Below are 18,258 nucleotides of genomic sequence, written 5' to 3'. Positions count from 1 at the left end.
CCTTTCTGGTAGTGACCACTGCCGAAAAGGCGCACAGGGTCGAAGACCATGAACTGCATCTTCTGCTCCATCATCGCCGGCGAAGCCGAGGCAAGTGTTGTCTACGACGACGCGAATGTACTTGCCTTCATGGATATTCGGCCGTTCACGTCGGGGCATCTCCTGGTGGTGCCGAAGCGTCATGCCAGCGGCTTGTCGACCCTCGATTTCGACGAAGGTGCCAGGATATTTGCAGTCGCGCAAAAGATCGCCACAGCGATGCGTACCGGACATCTGCCCGTCGACGGGGTGAACCTGCATCTCTCCGACGGAGCCGTTGCAGGGCAGGAAGTTTTCCATGTTCATCTGCACGTCATTCCGCGCAATCGGGGCGACGGTTTCGGGCTTCGTGCAATTCCGCGCACACCCACCAGGTCAGTTCTCGACAGTACGGCTGCTGTCATCCGAGACGCCCTGATCCAGTAGTTCACCCGACGTGGGTGCTTCGGGGACTTTGGTTATCGAGCTACCGTGGGGCCGACTGCTGGTGGTATCGCCGATGATGCACATCATGGTTCTCGTATTTCCGCTTCTACGGTCCGCTGGAACCCTATTTCGATCGAAGTCGGAAACTGGGAGATATCACTCTGGTCCGGTGAGGCCGAAATATACCGCGGTTATCGAACGTAAACGGGCAATCCGGCAAATCGGCGTAACTGTGCGTCTGTCATCATCGAGATCGATAACGTGGTTTAAATACCACCGAGCTGGAGGATGATCGCGTGATTAGAGTTCTCATCGCCGACGATCAGCAGGTTGTCCGTCAAGGGTTCGAGCTTTTCCTCACCGATCACCCTCGCATCGAGGTCGTCGGCCATGCGGCATCGGGATTCGAAGCACTTCAGCGAGTCCGATTGCTTCAACCGGACGTGGTTCTCATGGACATTCGCATGCCGCATGGTGACGGGCTGACTGCGACTTTCGAGGTTCTGAAGGAATTCCCGAAAACTCGCATTATCGTCGTAACGACGTTCGACCTCGACGAGTACGTTTTTGGTGCGCTCGACCTAGGCGCGGTCGGGTTCCTGCTCAAAGACACCGACCCGGACGATTTGGTGGACGCGGTCATTGCCGCCGCAGACGGTGGCTCGGTATTGTCGCCGAAGCTCACCCGCAGAATGGTCGCCGAATTCGCGCGTCGTAAACCGTCTGCCCCAGTCGAATTTCCCGACCACGGATTGAGCGTTCGGGAAATGGAAGTGGTCCAGCTACTTTCGAGTGGGTTGGGTAACGGTGAGGTGGCCGACGCGATGAAACTCGAACTGAGCACGGTGAAATCGCATATCGGCAATATCTGCCGGAAACTCGATGTCCGCACGCGGGTGCAGATTGTCATCTGGGCGTATCGGAACAATATGGTGAGAGATTCACGGGTTCGATAAGAGCACGTGGTGTCCGCCTGCGCGAAGCGGCGACGAACACCACGTGAGAGTGCACTTATCCGAGCAGCTTTGCCTTCAGCGTTGCGATAGTCGACCGACTGAGTCCGAGGCCCTCGGTCAGGTAGCGGTCGATGGTTCCGTACGAGGATTCCACTTGATCGAGTCCGGCTTCGATGTAACCGGCCTCGACTCCGAGGAGAGGCTCCATATTGGTTGCCACTGCCGGACCAGCCACGCTGGAGATGTACGCGAGTGTTGCCTTGATGCTTTCGGTCGAGTACTCGTTGGTCAGCATGTAATCACTCATGATCGTGGCGCGGTCGACGCCGGCGATGCTCAGAAGCAACATCGAGGCCCAGCCGGTGCGGTCCTTACCGGCGGTGCAGTGAAAGACCTGTGGCCCATCGGTTTCCGCGAGCGACGTGAGCAGTTGAGTGAATCCGGCCCGTTCTGCGGTGCCCGTGACGAACGCGCGGTTCGCATCCTGCATCAACGACCGGGCTTCTTCGGGCGACTTGATCTGGAATGCCATCTGGTAGATGTCGCCGGCCAGGACCGGGATGTTCTCGTAAGCGACCCCGGCAGGCAGAACATCCGGCTTGTCGGCGATTTCGGCTGCGGTTCGCAGGTCGTAGACCTTGGTCAATCCGAGTGACTCCAAGGCAGCCATGTCGGCGCCCTTCGGTGTGATGGCATTGGCTCGGTAGAAAACACCCTTGTTGACGTGTTGGCCGAAGGAGCCCGAGTACCCGGATCCGGTCCCGGCGACGTCGCGGAAGTTGTCGATACCCACCAGGCGCGGAGCATCGGCAACCTGCTGTGAGCTGCCGAAATCCAAAGAGCCGAAGTCGAGCGAGCCGACGGGCGGCTGGGGAGCAGCCTGGGCAAGTGCAGCGCCGCCTATCAGGAGACTGCTCGAGATCGCCAGTGCTGCGACGGCACGGACGCCGGTGTTGCGTGAAGTTCGTGACATGTGAAAGTCCTTCGTGGAGAGGGAATCTGAATTCGCGAGAGGCTCTGAATCGAGTGTGGACCCGCGAAACCCGCAAATTTGATGTGCCTCCCACCCAATGGGAGATCTGCTTCGGCGGGGTTGTCTGCAAACGGCAGTTCATCAACTGTGACGGCGGCCTCTCGCGCACCGGGCCTGGCTAGCTGCATTATCCGGTTAAGCAGGGCAGACGGCTCCCCGAACGGGGAGTCTCTGTACCCGTCCTGGCTACCAGGGTTCTGTACGAACTGCGAACGCCCGATAGGGTGATAAGCGTGCGTCCTACACTTGATTCCTACACTCATCTGGCCGGTGGCAAGGTCCGTGACCTTTACACGATCGACGACGAGCACTTGCTGCTGGTCGCGAGTGATCGGATCTCGGCCTACGATCACGTGCTCAGCACGCCGATTCCGGACAAAGGCCGCGTCCTCACCGCGATGAGCGTGTTCTTCTTCAACGTCCTCGGCGGCAACAATCACCTCGCAGGTGAGCCGGACGACGACCGCATCCCCGAAGAGGTTCTCGGGCGTGCGCTGGTTGTGCGCTCGCTCGACATGATTCCCGTCGAATGTGTGGTCCGAGGATTCCTCACAGGTTCCGGTCTGGTCGATTACCAGAAGACCGGCGCGGTGTGCGGCGTCAACCTTCCGGAGGGCCTCGTGGAAGCGTCACGCTTGCCCGATCCGATCTTCACCCCGGCGTCCAAGGCTGCTCTCGGAGATCACGACGAGAACATCAGCTTTGATCAGGTAGTGGAGAAGGTCGGTCAGACGCTCGCGATTCAGCTTCGTGAGGACACCCTCGACGTGTATGCGCGAGCATCCAATTTTGCCGCTGATCGCGGAATCATCCTCGCCGACACCAAGCTCGAGTTCGGTCTCGACGGGGGCGGCAATCTCGTGCTGGCCGACGAGGTGCTGACACCTGATTCCTCGCGGTACTGGCCACTCGAAGGCTACGAGCCTGGCAAGGTTCAGCCGAGCTTCGACAAGCAGTTCGTTCGCGACTGGCTGACCGGCCCCGAATCCGGATGGGATCGGGCGTCCGATACCCCGCCGCCGGCTTTGCCGCAGGAGATTGTCGACGCGACCCGTGCGCGCTACATCGAAGCGTACGAACGTATTTCCGGATTGTCCTTCGCAGATTGGGTCGGTCCCAGCGCATGAGCCTCGTCCCGCCGGTCGCGAAGAAGGTTCCCACCGAACGCACCCATCACGGACACACGTTCGTCGACGAGTACGAGTGGCTGCGGGACAAGGACAACGCCGAGGTAGTGGCGTATCTCGAAGCCGAGAATGCGTATACCGAGGAGCAGACGGCGCATCTGGAGCCGTTGCGCGAGAAGATCTTCCAGGAGATCAAATCGCGCACCCAGGAAACGGATATGTCGGTACCCACCCGGATGGGTAAGTGGTGGTACTACGCCCGTAGCGTCGAAGGTAAGTCGTACAACGTTCACTGCCGTTGCCCGATCGCCGACGACGGTGACTGGACGCCGCCCAACTTGACCCCCGGGGTTGAACTGGACGGCGAACAGATCCTCATGGACGGCAACCTCGAGGCAGAAGGGCACGACTTCTTCTCTCTCGGCGCGTTTTCCATCAGCGAGGACGGCACCCTGCTGGCGTACTCCGTGGACGTCGTCGGTGACGAGCGGTACACTCTGCGGTTCAAGAACCTCGAGACCGGGGAAATCCTCGGTGACGAGATTCCCGACACCGCTCCCGGCGCAACCTGGGCACTTGATCACAGCCATGTCTTCTACATGACTGTCGACGAATCCTGGCGTCCGGACACCGTGTGGCGCCACAAGCTGGGAACGCCGCAGAGCCAAGATGTTTCGGTGTTCCACGAACCGGATGAGCGGTACTGGGTGTCGGTCGGTTCGACGCGCAGCGAGAAGTACCTGGTGATCTGGGTCGGTTCCAAGGTGACCAGCGAGGGCTGGATCCTCGAATCGGCCAACCCGGAAGGTGACTTCCGTGTGATCATTCCGCGTCGTGAAGGCGTCGAATACGGCGCGGAGCATGCCGTGATCGGGGGAGAAGACCGCTTCCTCATCCTCCACAACGACGTAGTGGACGGTGTGAAGGCCGAGAACTTCGTGCTGGTGGAGGCTCCGGTATCGGATCCGACGAACATGACGACGTTGATCGCGCACAGCGACGACGTGCGGCTGGAAGAAGCCGAGGCTTTTGCCGGCCACATCGTGCTGAGTTACCGCCGCGAGGCGTTGACCCGAGTTGCCGTGTGGCCGTTGACAGCCGACGGCTACGGCGAGCGTCACGAGATCGATTTCGACGAAGAGCTCTTCAGTATCGGAATGGGATCGAATCCGGAATGGGCGCAGCCCACCATCCGGTTGGGCTTCACGTCTTTCATCACTCCCGGTCAGGTGTACGACTACTACGTCGCCAGTGGTGAACTGGCGCTGCGGAAGTCGCAGCCCGTGCTCGGCGATTTCGACGCGAAGAACTACGTGCAGCGACGCGATTGGGCAGTGGCCGAGGACGGTACCCGCATTCCGCTCTCGATCGTTCGCAAGGCCGGCGCCCCCGAAGGTCCGGCGCCGTTGCTGTTGTACGGCTACGGTTCCTACGAGGCCAGCATCGACCCGTCGTTCTCGGTTGCGCGGTTGTCGCTACTCGATCGCGGTGTTGTGTTTGTTGTCGCGCATGTACGCGGCGGCGGTGAGATGGGCCGGCATTGGTACGAGAACGGCAAGACTCTCACCAAGAAGAACACGTTTACCGACTTCGTCTCCTGTGCACGGCATTTGATCGATACCGGCGTCACCGCCGCCGATCGTATGGTTGCCGACGGTGGTAGCGCGGGTGGCCTACTCATGGGTGCTGTAGCCAACCTCGCACCGGAACTCTTTGCCGGCATTCTTGCGAATGTGCCGTTTGTGGATCCGCTGACGTCCATCCTCGACCCGTCGCTGCCGCTGACGGTCATCGAGTGGGACGAGTGGGGAAATCCCTTGCACAACAAGGCCGTCTACGAGTACATGCACTCGTACAGTCCATACGAGAACGTGGAAGCCAAGGACTACCCGGCGATTCTGGCGATCACCAGTATCAACGACACCCGAGTGCTGTACGTCGAACCGGCAAAGTGGGTCGCGAAACTGCGTGCCACCAAGACCGGCGACGCTCCACTACTTCTCAAGACCGAGATGAGCGCAGGACACGGTGGTGTCAGCGGTCGTTACGAGAAGTGGAAGGAAGTTGCCTTCGAGTTCGCGTGGGTCCTCGACACTGTCGGGGCGGCGAACTAGCTTCTGCGGTAACGGACCTGGGGGCGCCCAGCACGTCCGTATTCGGTTTCCCGGGTGAGCAGACCGTCGTCTGCCAGTTTTTCGAGGTAGCGCCACGCTGTCACCCGGGATACGCCGACGGAAGCGGCAACTTCTGCTGCGGTGAGCGGAGTGTCGGTATCCCGAACGCACGCCGATACGAGTCCGAGCGTCTGGGAGGCAAAGCCCTTCGCCGACGCGGCCCGATCGTCGGAGGTGCGTAGTGCGGCCATCGCGCGATCGATGTCGTATTGACTCGCTGCGGATTCGCCGGCGGGCAGCGCTGCGCGGTACTCCACATACCGTTCGAGCTTGTCGCGGAATGCCGCAAACGTGAACGGTTTGAGCAGGTAGAGAACAATTCCGCGGGCAACGGCGGTTCGCACCACATCGAGGTCGCGCGCGGAGGTCACCGCAATGATGTCGGGGCTCGGACGCAACCCACCGAGCGCCGATGCAACATCGAGTCCGCTTGCGTCCGGTAGGCCGATGTCGAGGAGCACCAGATCGATGGACTCACCCGCCGCGTGCGCTTCCGTGACCGCTCGCAGAGTGGCCTGACCGCTGTGAACCACACCGTGCACGACAAACCCCGGCACTCGCTCCACATAGGATCGGTGCGCCTGCGCGATCAGTGGTTCGTCGTCCACCACGAGTACCCGGATCACCGCTGTGCCTGCCGTAGCGGGATGCGCACGACCAGCATGGAACCCAGCCCAGGCTCGCTCACGAAGGTGCCGCCGTGGCGTTTCACGATCTGCGAAACCAACGCGAGGCCGATGCCGCGGGATCCGGATTTGGTGGAATATCCACGCTCCTTGGCCCTTTCGAGCGCATCGGGCGTCATGCCTGGCCCACTGTCGGCCACCGCAACCACCATTGTCGAATCCTCTTCCATGACCGTCACTTCCACCCACGGCTGCTCGCTGGTCCGCGAGGCGTCAATGGCATTGTCCACCAGATTGCCGACCAGTGTGACCAACTCACGGGACGTGAGCGGCGTGAGAGCACCGAGTGCGGTGTCCTCGGTGACGGTCAACTCCACTCCGCGTTCGGTCGCCTCACTGAGTTTTCCGAGCAACAGAGCGGCCAGAGCCGGTTCCTGAACGGCATTGACGAGACGATCGATCAACTGCTGAGACAGCCGTAATTCGTTGGTGGCAAAGGAAACCGCCTCGTCGTATTTTCCAAGCTCCACCATCGTGATGATGGTGTGCAGGCGGTTGGCGCTCTCGTGGGCCTGCGAGCGCAGCGATTCTGCAAAATCGCGAACCGAATCGAGTTCGCCGAGAACATTCTGCAATTCGGTGTGATCGCGAATAGTCAGAACTGTGCCAATTCGCTTGCCCTCCCACTCAACCGGGTGCTGATTGACCACGAGTATTCGTTGATCGGTGAGATGGACCTGATCAGTGGCTGAACTTGCGTCGACATCCCGCAACGTGGCCGGAATCGAGGACAGATCGACTCGGCCTTCCGGTAGATCGAGAAGGCGACGCGCTTCGTCGTTGACTATGTCCACCTGAGCCGTCCCGCCCCGTCCCCGACCGATGACCACCAGTCCCTCACCGATGCTGTGGAGAACGGCGTCGTGATGCTCGTACATCGTGAGCAGTTCGTCGGGTGCCAGACCCAGGGTCTGACGTCTGATTCGCCGACTTACCAACAACGAACTCAAAACAGCTGCAATCAATCCCGCGGCAGCAATTGTCAGGATGGTCGGAATGCTCTGGGCGAATTGCTTGCTGATCTCCTCTCGGGTGACGCCGACAGCCACCAAACCGACAAGCGTCCCACTCGCGTCGTACACCGGTGTGACCGCGCGAATCGACGGGCCCAACGAACCTGCGTACGTCTCGGTGAACGTCTCACCTGCCAGCGCCCGGTCGATGTTGCCGGTGAACAATTCGCCGATCAGTTCGGGACTGGTATGGGTGTACCGGGTGCGATCGGGCGCCATCACCACGATGAAGTCGACGCCGGTGGCCATGCGAATTTTCTCGGTCTGCGGTTGCAGAATCGCGGTCGGGTCGTCGCTGGAGAGCGCCTGCGCGGTGGAGTCCGTCAAGGCCAGTGTCTCGGCGATCGAGCTCACCTGCCGACTAATGGCGTCGTCGCTGTCACCTCGCTCGTCCACTACGGCCAGTGCCGCTCCCGCGCCGATGACCAGCGACAACAGTGCAAGCTGCAGCAGCAGTATCTGCCGGGCGACGCTCATGCGTCGGCGACTGCGTCGTTGGACCATCGGTTACTCCTGAACGTTATGAACACAAACTTCACGCCCTACACATTTCCAACAAGAATTCTCCACGAACTCGAGTGATCCCCATCACTTCACTGATTTCCATCAAAGGACATCCCCATGAGCGTCACGGCAACAGGGACAGTAAACGATTCACCCCAGCCGAAGGGCACTCCGGCAAAGCGCGACAAGACGCATTGGCTCTACATGAGCGTCATCGTCGCCGTCATCGGAGGCATTCTCGTCGGTTGGCTCGCGCCCGAATTCGGCAAGTCGGTCGCCGTGTTGGGCACGTTGTTCGTCAGCTTGATCAAGATGATGATCAGCCCGGTCATTTTCTGCACCATTGTGCTCGGCATCGGCTCGGTGCGCGCAGCAGCCAAGGTGGGCAAGGTCGGCGGACTGGCGCTCGCCTACTTCATCGGTATGTCCACTGTTGCCCTGGCGATCGGCCTGGGTGTCGGTAATCTCCTCAACCCGGGCAGCGGCCTGAACATCGAGCCGAACCCGGCGTCCGTCGAGAAGCTCACCACGGCAGCGCACAGTGCCGGTGGAACGTGGGACTTCGTCGCGTCGATCATCCCGACGTCGTTGCTGTCGTCCCTGACCGCGGGCAGCGTGCTGCAGACACTGTTTGTCGCCCTGCTCGTCGGCTTCGCGATCCAGTCGCTCGGCAAGTCCGGTGAACCGATCCTCAAGGGCATCGGTCACCTGCAGAAGCTGGTCTTCAAGATCCTGACCATGATCCTGTGGCTCGCCCCGATCGGTGCCTTCGGTGCCATCGCCGGCGTGGTCGGCCAGACCGGCCTGAATGCAGTGGTCCAGCTCGGAACACTGATGATCGGCTTCTACCTGACCTGCTTGATCTTCATCTTCGGTGTCCTCGGCACCCTGCTGCGCGCCGTCACCGGATTCAACATCTTCAAGCTGGTCAAGTACTTGGCCCGCGAATACCTGCTCATCTTCGCGACGTCGTCCTCCGAGTCGGCACTCCCGCGTTTGATCGCCAAGATGGAGCACGTGGGCGTCGAACGCTCCACCGTCGGCATCGTCGTCCCGACCGGCTACTCCTTCAACCTCGACGGAACCGCGATCTACCTGACCATGGCCTCCATCTTCATCGCCGACGCGATGGGTCAGCCACTCGCGTTCGGTGAGCAGCTCTCGCTGCTGGTGTTCATGATCATCGCGTCGAAGGGCGCAGCCGGAGTCAGTGGCGCCGGACTCGCGACCCTCGCAGGCGGCCTGCAAAGTCACCGTCCCGAACTACTCGACGGGGTCGGCCTGATTGTCGGTATCGACCGCTTCATGTCCGAGGCTCGCGCTCTCACCAACTTCTCGGGCAACGCAGTCGCCACCCTGCTCGTCGGCTCCTGGACGAAGACCATAGACAAGGAACGCGTCGTCGATGTTCTGGACGGCAAGATTCCGTTCAACGAGGCGACCATGCTGGACGACGAGGACGAAGCCGAACAGCACAAACTCGAAACCGCGCCGACTGGCACCCAGCAGTCCTTCGTGAGCCACCACTAGAGGTTTGACCCTTGCGCTGGAGCGGAACCCGTACTTCAGATCAGTGATCCTGGTCGGAGAATGACGAACGAGACCGTCGCACTCACCGTGCGGCGGTCTCGTTCCTCGTTCGTGGCAGGCTTTCCGTCATGTCGATTCGCCTTCCTGACATCGGTGGGTGCTTAAATCGCGATGCCGGAGCGGAGCACGGCTCATTCCCACAGACCGCCGTCCAGAATCGAACGTTTCCGACCGGCGCTAATGGTGCGAGACGGCCTGACCTACCGTGGGGCCATGTGCCTTCACCTCGACGCAACCGCCGCGCTGTCGATCGCAGGTTGGGTTCGCGAAGAACCTACTCGATCGGCCTCTGCCCCCGTTCCGCAACCGCTGGTCGGCGCTTGTGATCAACTCATCGTGTGGGCGAGTTCGTTCTCCGTGCTTGCCAGTTCCGACGACCAGGTGTGGTTTCTCTCGGCGGAGAACTATGCCGGCGGAGTTGGCATCAGCGATGAGGCCTTTCCCTGGGATGCGTTTCGGCATGAGAGTCTGGCGGGTGCTTCCGGGCCGGCTGAGCGCGTGGCGATCAACGCCTTCTGGTCCACTCACCTCCCGGTCCTGCTGTCGGTACGCGATGGGTACGAGTACCTGGCGATCGCACCGGACGGTCAGGTTGTCCGTGGGGGAGAGCCGGAGTTCGAGGAGGTCACCATCGTCGCCGCTGATTTCGACGCTCTGCTTCGGGGTGTAGCCGCAGGCGTCAGCACGGCAGACCCCCTCGCCGATGCACTGCTTGGAACAGTGGGTACTGCCCGGCCGGGCAGTGACCGGTAGCTCTGAGGGAGGCTGAGTTGATTGCTCGACTGTGTTCCCATCGAAGCTGCTGTGTCCGTCAACCGATCTTTTCTCGGACACTGATCGGTGAGAGAAACCCGAACGGTAGTCCTCCACCCCTACGGAAGGGTTTGGAGGACAATGTTTTTGAGGGGTAGCCTGCACTGATGACGCGTGCACTGTCGGGAAGGTCAGCTGCCGAAGAACGAGTTCAGAGAGCCAAGGGATCCGGTGACGGGTGGTTCGCCCCAGTTCGGTCCGGGGATGACGTAGACGGTGAAGTAGCCATAACTGCCGCTGGAGGAAGTGGCGACGTCGCATTTCACGACCGTGAGCTCGGTGGGAAACTTTGTCCCGGAGGGATAGTCACAGGCGCCGAATTCCACTCCGGTGGGCATACTGGGAGTGGCCCATGTTACGTAGGCCCCGTCGTACGACCATCCGGCATCCATAACGTCCACAGTGATGTCGGCAGGCACTAGAGCTGAGCCGGTCAGGTTCAGGTCGGTCAGGTTCGCGCCGGTCAGGTTCGCGCCGGTGAGGTTCGCGCGGGTCAGGTTCGCTTCGGTGAGGTTCGCGCCGGTGAGGTCAGCGTCGGTGAGGTTCGCGCTGGTCAGGTCAGCGTCGGTGAGGTTCGCGCTGGCCAGGTTCGCGCCGGTCAGGTTCGCTTGACCCAGGTACGCGGAGTCCATGTTCGCGCCGGTCAGGGTTGCGTTGGCCAGGTTCGCGTCAGCCATGTAGGCGCCGTGCAGGTCAGTTCCGGTGAGGTCAGTGTCGGCGAGGTTCGCTTCGGTCAGGAACGCCCAGGACAGGTCCACGCCGGACAGGTCTACGCCGGACAGGTCCGCCCCATCACAATGGCTTCTGGCGGCCTCGTAGGGTTGGGGGTTGGCGATGTAATTTGCGCACCGACTGGCAAGGAATTCGGCGGCGGTTTCTGCTGACGCAGGTCCGACCGCGGTACCGAACGTCATGGAAGCGGCAAGCGTGATCCCGCCGACCAGGGCGGCGAGGCGGGCGCTACCAAGGCGAGTCCACCCAGAGCGAGAATCAAGAGTCGTCATCTATTTGGCCTTCACAATTTGGTCCCCGCACCGTGCGGCATGGCACCAGAAAGTAACCACTTCGCGAACATAACGAACATTTGGGCATCAAACACCCCGAAGCGGTGGCCCCTTTAGGTCACTCTTCGGCAATGGACTTACGTGGCCGGAAGTGCCCTGGTCGACATGTCGTACTGGATCACCGGCGTCGGACCGCTCGGTGGGGCTCACCGTTCTGGACGACCTCGATCGCATTCTCGGAGCATCGACGTAGCGGTGGGCGAGATAGTCGCTAAGTTGGACATCATGACAACTCCAGTACAGAACATCGTGATCAACACCCTCGGCGGCGTACCCACTTCGCTGGGCGAATACGGCGGCCGGGCAGTGCTCGTTGTCAACGTCGCGTCCAAGTGCGGCCTCACCCCGCAGTACGCCACGCTCGAGAAGCTGGCGAGTGAGTACGCAGATCGCGGCCTGACCGTGATCGGTATCCCGTGCAACCAGTTCATGGGCCAGGAACCGGGCACCGCCGAAGAGATCCAATCCTTCTGCTCCACCACCTACGGCGTCACGTTCCCGATGATGGAGAAGATCGAGGTCAACGGCGAGAACCGTCACCCGCTGTACGCAGAACTCACCAAGACTCCCGATGCAGACGGCGAAGCCGGCGACATTCAGTGGAACTTCGAAAAGTTCCTCATCGCGCCGGACGGAACCGTCGTCAACCGTTTCCGTCCGCGCACCGAGCCGGACGCTCCCGAGGTCATTGCCGCCATCGAAGCGGTTCTGCCGCACAACTGACCACCACCTGCCGCCGGATGATCATCCGGCGGCAGTGTGTTGTTCACCCGGAGCTGCCACCATCAGAGGTATGTCTGCTGAACTGATCGTGTCAGTGTCCGGAATCAGAGACGAGACATGTTATCTCGCTGCGGGATTCGCAGACGAGATGGATGCAAGGGGAGTGCGGCTTTCCCTCCTCGTGGCACCCAGGCTCAAAGACAAATACCGACTCGCCGACGACGCCGTCACCGCGGCCTGGCTGCGTGAACGCCGCGAGCACGGGGATGCCGTCGTATTGCACGGTTACGATCAGGCGGCGACCAAGCGTCGACGCGCGGAGTTCGCGACGCTGTCCAGGCATGAGGCAAAACTCCGTCTGCTGGCAGCAGATCGAGTGTTGGAGCAGGCAGGATTGCGCACCAGAGTGTTCGCTCCGCCCCGCTGGGTGGCCTCCACCGGAGCGATGTCGGTGTTGCCGGAGGCCGGATTTCGCTCGATGGCCGGACTCGGCGCCGTGCACGACCTTGCGCGAGGAACATCGCAGCGAGGTCGTGTGCTCGGAATCGGTGAGGGTTTCAAAGTCGAACCGTGGTGGTGCCGAGCCCTGATCCTCGGGGCCGGCCGCAGCGCAAAGCGCGGCGGCCTTGTCCGACTGTCGATTTCGGCCAAGCAGTTGGGGAACGAAGGGCCGCGTCGGGCGATGCTCGACGCGATCGACCTTGCGCTCTTCCATGAAGCGACATCGAATGTGTACCGGTGGAACTCATCGGCGTCGGAACTGGGCGCAGCGTAGATTGCCTTCATGGCAACTATTGAGTAGCTGGATTGGTCAGTTGAGTTCTCGGCCGCGCGCCGGAATGTACGTTCAATACCTTTTATGTGATCAGCGACGGTATTTTCGGACTCTCAACAATTTGCGGGCAAAGTGGACAATCATTTTCGGGGGTGTGGTCGACGCCTCGGTTCGGTGCTACGGTGCTTCCAGTTAATTTACCGCTAGTAGATCGGGCTGGGATACAACCATGCGCGCACGAGTGTTCTCGAAGTCGACTAATCGACGTATTGTCGCGGCAGTGGGCGCACTCGCCTGCGCGGCACTGGTACCCACTGTGGCAACTGCGGCACCGGTCGACCTGGGTTCGCTGTCCACTGGCAGCCTGGATGGCGGATCGAGCGAATCGGGCCAGGGCGCCCTCGTTGCAACCGTCGATGATCAGGGCTCGTCCTTGACGTTGCGGTTGGACAAGGTAGATCTGCGCGGCAAGGATTTTCGTATGGCCGTGCAGAAATCCGGTGGCGCCCTTGTTGATTCGGAGTTGCCTGCACCACGTTCGTATCTCGGAAGCATCGACGGTCGTCCAGACGCAGTTGTTGCCGCCATCGTCGACTCCACCGGAACCCTTCGTGGACAGGTGATCTTCGATCGAGGCGCCTCTATCGATTTTGTCGGCTCGTCGGTAGTGGGCCGTACCTCCGCGCCGATCGACGCGGCCCCCACATGGCCAACCGCTGCTATCGCGCCCGCGTCGGCTGCATCAGTGGGAAAAACCATGAAGCAGTTCGACATCGGATTGGATCTGAGCGGGGAGTGGTACTCCGCTCACGGCAACGGCAGTCCTGCAGTTGCATTGGATCGCGTCGAGGAATCCATCGCGCGAACTGCAGTGATCTGGATGAGGGACGTGGGAATTCGGCCGGTCGTCGGTCAAGTCGTGCTGCGGGCCGATGCAGCCAGTGATCCGTACAAGACCTCCTGCGAAAACTTTGATGCTCTCGAGAGCGAGTGGTCCGACAAAGTCGGCACCACCGTCGATCAGGCGACAGTCGTGTGCAAGTCCGGTGGCGGAAACGCCTACTACTCCAAGTTCCTCACCGATCACAGCTACGCGCACGTCGGCGCGGAAGGCGACGGTAACTTCTCCCGGGTACTCCGTCACGAACTGGGACACAATTTTTACGCCGATGACTACCACGGAGGTAGCGCGGAGGGCCGCACGATCATGAACGGCAATGATCTGGCCCGCTTCGACGGAACAGAATTTGCTGCCATCGTCGATGCCGCCGAGGTCGCGTCAGCTCGACTCGATGACCTGGGCCGGTACACCGCGACCGCGTTGCCGCCCTACGCAGCACTCGACACCGCAGAAGTTCGATCCGGTGCTACGGCCACGATCGACGCAGTCGCGAATGATCATGACAGCAACGGAGATTCGATCTCCGTGACCGGCGTCGAGGCAACGTCACTGCTCGGTGGCACCGTGAAGCTCGAAAACGGCAAGGTGGTGTTCAAAGCCGGAACGAAGACGGGCACCGACAAGATTCTCTACACCCTTACCGACGCGAATGGTGGGACAAGCACCGGCTGGATCATCGTCAAGGTGAAGGCATAGAAGAAACTCGCCTCGGAAAACTCCAGCTACGCAATCTCGACGTCGGACTCCTCGTCGAGCACGCGGAACTCGGTGCCGGCGGGGGCCATGTCGGAGTAACGACCGTAGAAGATGCCCGATGCCTCCTCGCGGAGTATGCCCTGATGAATAGGCACCGCGACACGAGGAGCTACCGCTCGGAGATAGTCGACGGCTTCCCAGATCTTCAACCACGGCGCAGCGGCAGGCAAAGCAAGAACATCAACGGACTGCTCGGGCACGACCAACGAGTCACCCGGGTGCATGAACTGTGCCGGATTGACGGCATCGCCGAGTAGGAAAGCAGTGTTGTCGATCATCGGCAGATCGGGATGAATGATCGCGTGCTCGCCGCCTGCGCCGGTCACCTGAACCTCACCGATGCTGAAGTGCTCACCCGCCCGAACGGCATTCCACCGGCCACCGAGCTTGGCCGCAGTTTGCGGATCGCTGTACAAAGCCGCGTCGGGATTCGCGTCGACGAGAGCGGGCAGACGCTCTGGATCCGCGTGATCCGGGTGCTGATGCGTTACGAGAATGGCGTCGAGGCCGGTCACGCCCTCGAAACCGTGCGAGAAATTGCCCGGATCGAAGAGGATTTTCGAACCGTTCAATTCGACAAGTACACAGGAATGGCCAAAATGTGTCAGTCGCATGATTTCGAGTATGCCTTTTACAGGTGGTGGGCGTCACCCCAGCTCTCACTCGATGCGAAGGTTCCAGACTGCGCCCGGTAAACTCGTCGATACCCGGTGTTTCACTCTGGGTTCGCGCACTAGTACCGAGGAGCAGCACGTGGCCCGTGTCGTCGTCGAAGTCATGCCCAAGGCCGAGATTCTCGACCCCCAGGGACAGGCCATTGTCGGGGCACTGTCTCGCCTGGGCTTTGCAGGAGTATCCGATGTCCGTCAGGGCAAGCGGTTCGAGTTGGAAATCGACGGCAGCGTCGAAGATGCCGAGCTCGAGAAGATCGCCGAAGGCCTACTGGCCAACACGGTGATCGAGGATTGGACCGTCAGGCGAGTCGAGGCATGAGCGCACGAATCGGAGTCATCACCTTCCCGGGCACACTCGACGACGTCGACGCAGCTCGCGCGGTGAACTTGGCCGGCGGTGAAGCTGTGGCACTGTGGCACGGCGACGCCGACCTCAAGGGCGTCGACGCAGTCATCGTCCCCGGTGGATTCTCCTACGGCGATTACCTTCGCTGTGGTGCGATCGCACGGTTCGCTCCGGCCATGGGCAAGGTTGTCGAAGCAGCCAAGGGCGGCATGCCCGTCCTCGGCATCTGCAACGGCTTCCAGATCCTCTGCGAAGCTGGTTTGCTCCCCGGAGCCCTCACCCGCAACCAGGGTCTGCACTTCATCTGCCGCGACGAGTGGCTGACCGTCGAAGCCACCAACACGGCCTGGTCTTCACGTTACGAGGCCGGCGCGCAGATCCTCATCCCCCTCAAGTCGGGTGAAGGTCGCTTTCAGGCATCCGAGAACGTTCTCGACGAACTCGAAGGCGAAGGCCGCGTCGTATTCCGTTACTCGGAAGAGAACCCCAACGGCTCACAGCGTCGTATTGCGGGTATTTCCTCCGCCAACGGTCGCGTCGTCGGACTCATGCCGCACCCCGAGCACGCCACCGAGGCTCTCACCGGCCCCAGTGACGACGGACTCGGTTTGTTCTACTCGGCATTGGATTCAATCGTCAACGCCTGATACATCTTTTCGGCAGCGCCCGCCCACCAGTTCACCTGGTTGGCGGGCGCTGTTTTTCATGTGTCTGATGCGAGTTGCCCGGGCAGTGCAAGTTCGAGGATGGTGCCGCCGAGCGGATTCGGCCGAGCCGTCAACGAGCCGCCGTGGGCGCGTGCGAGACTCCGCGCAATGGTGAGTCCCAATCCGGAACCGTCGGAACTCTCGCCGCGATGAAACCTGTCGAACACAGACTCTAGTTGATCCTCCGGGATGCCCTCACCGGTGTCGCTGACAGCTACCGAAACGTGGTCGGGCGATTCTGTGACGGCTACGGCGACGCTTCCCCCGCCTGGCGTGTGCCGCAATGCATTCTCGAGAAGGTTGGTCAGAATTTGTTCGATCCGCTGGCGATCGACGCGAACTCTCACCGGGTGCGCAGGTGTTGCCGTGGACAGCGTCACGGCGCGTTCCTCGAACCGTGGTGCGACCGCAGTTGTTGTGCTGCAGACGATATCGCTGAGGTCGTCGGCTGCGAGAATGAGATCCAGGGCGTGCTCGTCGGCCGCCGAAACATCGGAGAGATCATGAGCGAGCCGTCGCAGTCGTTCCAGTTGATCGCGCATCACTGCCCATGACGTGCCATCGGCCTCGAGCACACCATCCTCGAGGCCGTCCACGTAAGCTGCCAAAGTTGATACCGGAGTGCGTAATTCGTGGGCCAGATCCGCCAACAGGCGCTTACGGACGCGATCGGAATGATCAAGTCGCTCGGCCATGTCGGAGAATGCGCCTTCCAGGCGCGTGAAATCCGAGTCGACATCCGAATGCTCGATGTGGACGTCGTACTTGCCTTCGGCGACGCTCTGCGCCGCGACCGCGAGTCGACTGATAGGTGCGGTAATCCGCCGAACGACGTACACCGCAGCGATACTCGCGCCGACGAGTGCAACCGCTATGCCGCTCAACAGTGCCACGAATATTGTTTGGCTGAAGGCTTCTTCGGTGTGCAGGCGGACGTTGTCGTCTTCGATCCCGGCCATCGCGAGGTGATTGTGGAACAGAGGAGCCGCGATTGCGACAGCGACCGCAGCGATCGTCACGCAACAGGCCAGCAGAACGACAATCTGAGCGACCAGCAACCTGCCGCGCAGGCCGAGGCGGTTCATGACGACCTCAATGCATAACCCATACCGCGCACGGTCCGGATGAAACGGGGATCTGCTGCGTCGTCGCCGAGTTTGCGTCGGAGCGCGCGGATGTGGACGTCGACGATGTGCTGATCGCCGAACCACGAGGAACCCCAGACTGCCGTGATGATGTCGCTTCGGCTCAGGGCGGCGTCGGGTCTGGTCGCCAGGGCAGTGAGAAGTTCGAACTCGGTGGGGGTGAGTTCTACGGGCGCTCCGTCGACGCGCACGGTCCGCGCGATGAGGTCGATATCGAGGCCGTCCGGCGTCGGCAACGGTTCGGACATCAGGCTCGACGCCCGGGGTCTACGCAGAAGCGCTTTGACGCGCGCGACAAGTTCGCGCGGTCCGAAGGGTTTGACCACGTAGTCGTCCGCACCGGCTGCGAGTCCCGCGACCTTGTCGGACTCGTCGCCGCGGGCCGACAACATCAGAATGTAGGCATCGGAGAAACTGCGGATTCGTCGGCAGACTTCCATGCCGTCGAATCCGGGAAGCATCAGATCCAGAACGACAAGCGAAGGTTCGAAATCATGGGCAGCCGCGACGGCGGTCGGACCGTCATGCGCGATGCGAACGTGAAAACCTTCGCGTGCAAGGTAATTGGCTACCACCTTGGCGAGTGCCGGTTCGTCCTCGACCACCAGGACGCGGTCGGCTCCCTCGGCGCGTGAGTGTCCGGATTCGGAGTTCATGTTGTCAGGTTAGCCCAGCAGCGAGGCGATATCGGCGCCTTCAGGTGGACTGTGAAGATTCGATGAAGGTACTCCGTTTCGATCGGTTATCACGGGCTTCGGCGCACTCTCGTCGGTAGGGTGGTGGACGCACGCTTCGAAGGTTTCAAT

At 61.2% G+C, this 18,258-nt stretch carries 18 protein-coding genes; 11 read left to right on the top strand and 7 right to left on the bottom strand.

From position 1 onward, the window contains the following. The first annotated feature begins 48 nt into the window (after positions 1-48). Positions 49-465 (top strand): HIT family protein, encoded by a 417-nt coding sequence (locus tag EEB13_RS24785; RefSeq protein WP_033233921.1) that lies wholly within the window; start codon positions 49-51, stop codon positions 463-465. A gap of 296 nt (positions 466-761) precedes the next feature. Further along, positions 762-1,421 carry a response regulator transcription factor gene (locus tag EEB13_RS24780; protein ID WP_141486484.1) on the top strand — a complete coding sequence of 220 codons (660 nt, stop codon included), beginning with the start codon at positions 762-764 and terminating at the stop codon, positions 1,419-1,421. A gap of 55 nt (positions 1,422-1,476) precedes the next feature. Here EEB13_RS24780 and EEB13_RS24775 read toward each other — a convergent pair whose 3' ends face one another. Next, on the bottom strand, positions 1,477-2,394 hold the full coding sequence (locus tag EEB13_RS24775; RefSeq protein ID WP_092806376.1) for a tyrosine-protein phosphatase: 918 nt from the start codon (positions 2,392-2,394) through the stop codon (positions 1,477-1,479). Between the two features lie 293 nt (positions 2,395-2,687). Between EEB13_RS24775 and EEB13_RS24770 the strand changes: the two genes are divergently transcribed. Together EEB13_RS24770 and EEB13_RS24765 are read left to right on the top strand one after the other, a co-directional pair. Then, positions 2,688-3,581 (top strand): phosphoribosylaminoimidazolesuccinocarboxamide synthase, encoded by an 894-nt coding sequence (locus tag EEB13_RS24770; protein ID WP_045068766.1) that lies wholly within the window; start codon positions 2,688-2,690, stop codon positions 3,579-3,581. Further along, positions 3,578-5,695, top strand: coding sequence for a S9 family peptidase (locus tag EEB13_RS24765; protein WP_033233925.1), 2,118 nt, complete (start codon positions 3,578-3,580; stop codon positions 5,693-5,695). Before EEB13_RS24770 ends, EEB13_RS24765 begins: the two co-directional genes overlap by 4 nt. On the opposite strand, the gene EEB13_RS24760 is transcribed toward EEB13_RS24765, so the two are convergent. Together EEB13_RS24760 and EEB13_RS24755 are read right to left on the bottom strand one after the other, a co-directional pair. Continuing rightward, positions 5,692-6,381: a response regulator gene (locus tag EEB13_RS24760; RefSeq protein WP_033233926.1), complete on the bottom strand. Its 690-nt coding sequence runs from the start codon at positions 6,379-6,381 to the stop codon at positions 5,692-5,694. The genes EEB13_RS24765 and EEB13_RS24760 overlap by 4 nt on opposite strands. Then, positions 6,378-7,958 (bottom strand): sensor histidine kinase, encoded by a 1,581-nt coding sequence (locus EEB13_RS24755; RefSeq protein WP_141486483.1) that lies wholly within the window; start codon positions 7,956-7,958, stop codon positions 6,378-6,380. Before EEB13_RS24755 ends, EEB13_RS24760 begins: the two co-directional genes overlap by 4 nt. A 117-nt stretch (positions 7,959-8,075) precedes the next feature. Here EEB13_RS24755 and EEB13_RS24750 point away from each other — a divergent pair, with 117 nt between their 5' ends. Beyond that, a complete protein-coding gene (locus tag EEB13_RS24750; RefSeq protein WP_033233928.1) occupies positions 8,076-9,488 on the top strand; it encodes a cation:dicarboxylate symporter family transporter in 1,413 nt (470 codons plus the stop codon). Between the two features lie 273 nt (positions 9,489-9,761). Next, on the top strand, positions 9,762-10,301 hold the full coding sequence (locus EEB13_RS24745; RefSeq protein ID WP_261984643.1) for a hypothetical protein: 540 nt from the start codon (positions 9,762-9,764) through the stop codon (positions 10,299-10,301). A 191-nt stretch (positions 10,302-10,492) separates the two neighbouring features. Here EEB13_RS24745 and EEB13_RS24740 read toward each other — a convergent pair whose 3' ends face one another. Then, entirely contained in the window at positions 10,493-11,365 is an 873-nt protein-coding gene (locus EEB13_RS24740) for a pentapeptide repeat-containing protein (RefSeq protein WP_141486481.1), read from the bottom strand. 285 nt (positions 11,366-11,650) lie between these two features. Between EEB13_RS24740 and EEB13_RS24735 the strand changes: the two genes are divergently transcribed. From EEB13_RS24735 to EEB13_RS24725, 3 genes are all read left to right on the top strand, one after another. Continuing rightward, the gene (locus EEB13_RS24735) at positions 11,651-12,148 is read left to right on the top strand and encodes a glutathione peroxidase (RefSeq protein ID WP_141486480.1); all 498 of its coding nucleotides are present in this window, start codon (positions 11,651-11,653) and stop codon (positions 12,146-12,148) included. 70 nt (positions 12,149-12,218) lie between these two features. Beyond that, complete coding sequence (locus EEB13_RS24730; protein WP_033233929.1) at positions 12,219-12,923, top strand: DUF2334 domain-containing protein; 705 nt, start codon at positions 12,219-12,221, stop codon at positions 12,921-12,923. A 229-nt stretch (positions 12,924-13,152) separates the two neighbouring features. After that, complete coding sequence (locus tag EEB13_RS24725) at positions 13,153-14,520, top strand: Ig-like domain-containing protein (RefSeq protein ID WP_141486479.1); 1,368 nt, start codon at positions 13,153-13,155, stop codon at positions 14,518-14,520. 26 nt (positions 14,521-14,546) lie between these two features. On the opposite strand, the gene EEB13_RS24720 is transcribed toward EEB13_RS24725, so the two are convergent. Further along, the gene (locus EEB13_RS24720) at positions 14,547-15,194 is read right to left on the bottom strand and encodes an MBL fold metallo-hydrolase (protein ID WP_033233931.1); all 648 of its coding nucleotides are present in this window, start codon (positions 15,192-15,194) and stop codon (positions 14,547-14,549) included. Positions 15,195-15,333: 139 nt separating this feature from the next. Between EEB13_RS24720 and purS the strand changes: the two genes are divergently transcribed. Both purS and purQ read left to right on the top strand, forming a co-directional pair. Further along, positions 15,334-15,573 (top strand): phosphoribosylformylglycinamidine synthase subunit PurS, encoded by a 240-nt coding sequence (gene purS / locus EEB13_RS24715; RefSeq protein ID WP_003945817.1) that lies wholly within the window; start codon positions 15,334-15,336, stop codon positions 15,571-15,573. Further along, complete coding sequence (purQ, locus tag EEB13_RS24710; RefSeq protein ID WP_033233932.1) at positions 15,570-16,247, top strand: phosphoribosylformylglycinamidine synthase subunit PurQ; 678 nt, start codon at positions 15,570-15,572, stop codon at positions 16,245-16,247. The genes purS and purQ overlap by 4 nt, the downstream gene beginning before the upstream one ends. Positions 16,248-16,303: 56 nt before the next feature. Here purQ and EEB13_RS24705 read toward each other — a convergent pair whose 3' ends face one another. Together EEB13_RS24705 and EEB13_RS24700 are read right to left on the bottom strand one after the other, a co-directional pair. Next, a complete protein-coding gene (locus tag EEB13_RS24705; RefSeq protein WP_141486478.1) occupies positions 16,304-17,392 on the bottom strand; it encodes a sensor histidine kinase in 1,089 nt (362 codons plus the stop codon). Then, positions 17,389-18,108: a response regulator transcription factor gene (locus EEB13_RS24700; protein WP_033233934.1), complete on the bottom strand. Its 720-nt coding sequence runs from the start codon at positions 18,106-18,108 to the stop codon at positions 17,389-17,391. The genes EEB13_RS24705 and EEB13_RS24700 overlap by 4 nt, the downstream gene beginning before the upstream one ends. Positions 18,109-18,258: the final 150 nt, after the last annotated feature.

This window comes from Rhodococcus sp. WS3, from assembly GCF_003797085.1.
Lineage (GTDB): Bacteria > Actinomycetota > Actinomycetes > Mycobacteriales > Mycobacteriaceae > Rhodococcus_F > Rhodococcus_F globerula.
The sequence above is the reverse complement of the archived record's forward strand: the minus strand, read 5'-3'. Positions and strand labels throughout refer to the sequence as shown.

What these genes read in the sequence shown, in the direction of transcription:
- EEB13_RS24785 (WP_033233921.1), top strand. Translation starts at nt 49, where the DNA reads ATGAACTGCATCTTCTGCTCCATCATCGCCGGCGAAGCCGAGGCAAGT.
- EEB13_RS24775 (WP_092806376.1), bottom strand. Translation starts at nt 2,394, where the DNA reads ATGTCACGAACTTCACGCAACACCGGCGTCCGTGCCGTCGCAGCACTG.
- EEB13_RS24765 (WP_033233925.1), top strand. Translation starts at nt 3,578, where the DNA reads ATGAGCCTCGTCCCGCCGGTCGCGAAGAAGGTTCCCACCGAACGCACC.
- EEB13_RS24755 (WP_141486483.1), bottom strand. Translation starts at nt 7,958, where the DNA reads ATGGTCCAACGACGCAGTCGCCGACGCATGAGCGTCGCCCGGCAGATA.
- EEB13_RS24750 (WP_033233928.1), top strand. Translation starts at nt 8,076, where the DNA reads ATGAGCGTCACGGCAACAGGGACAGTAAACGATTCACCCCAGCCGAAG.
- EEB13_RS24745 (WP_261984643.1), top strand. Translation starts at nt 9,762, where the DNA reads ATGTGCCTTCACCTCGACGCAACCGCCGCGCTGTCGATCGCAGGTTGG.
- EEB13_RS24740 (WP_141486481.1), bottom strand. Translation starts at nt 11,365, where the DNA reads ATGACGACTCTTGATTCTCGCTCTGGGTGGACTCGCCTTGGTAGCGCC.
- EEB13_RS24735 (WP_141486480.1), top strand. Translation starts at nt 11,651, where the DNA reads ATGACAACTCCAGTACAGAACATCGTGATCAACACCCTCGGCGGCGTA.
- EEB13_RS24730 (WP_033233929.1), top strand. Translation starts at nt 12,219, where the DNA reads ATGTCTGCTGAACTGATCGTGTCAGTGTCCGGAATCAGAGACGAGACA.
- EEB13_RS24725 (WP_141486479.1), top strand. Translation starts at nt 13,153, where the DNA reads ATGCGCGCACGAGTGTTCTCGAAGTCGACTAATCGACGTATTGTCGCG.
- EEB13_RS24720 (WP_033233931.1), bottom strand. Translation starts at nt 15,194, where the DNA reads ATGCGACTGACACATTTTGGCCATTCCTGTGTACTTGTCGAATTGAAC.
- purQ (WP_033233932.1), top strand. Translation starts at nt 15,570, where the DNA reads ATGAGCGCACGAATCGGAGTCATCACCTTCCCGGGCACACTCGACGAC.
- EEB13_RS24705 (WP_141486478.1), bottom strand. Translation starts at nt 17,392, where the DNA reads ATGAACCGCCTCGGCCTGCGCGGCAGGTTGCTGGTCGCTCAGATTGTC.
- EEB13_RS24700 (WP_033233934.1), bottom strand. Translation starts at nt 18,108, where the DNA reads ATGAACTCCGAATCCGGACACTCACGCGCCGAGGGAGCCGACCGCGTC.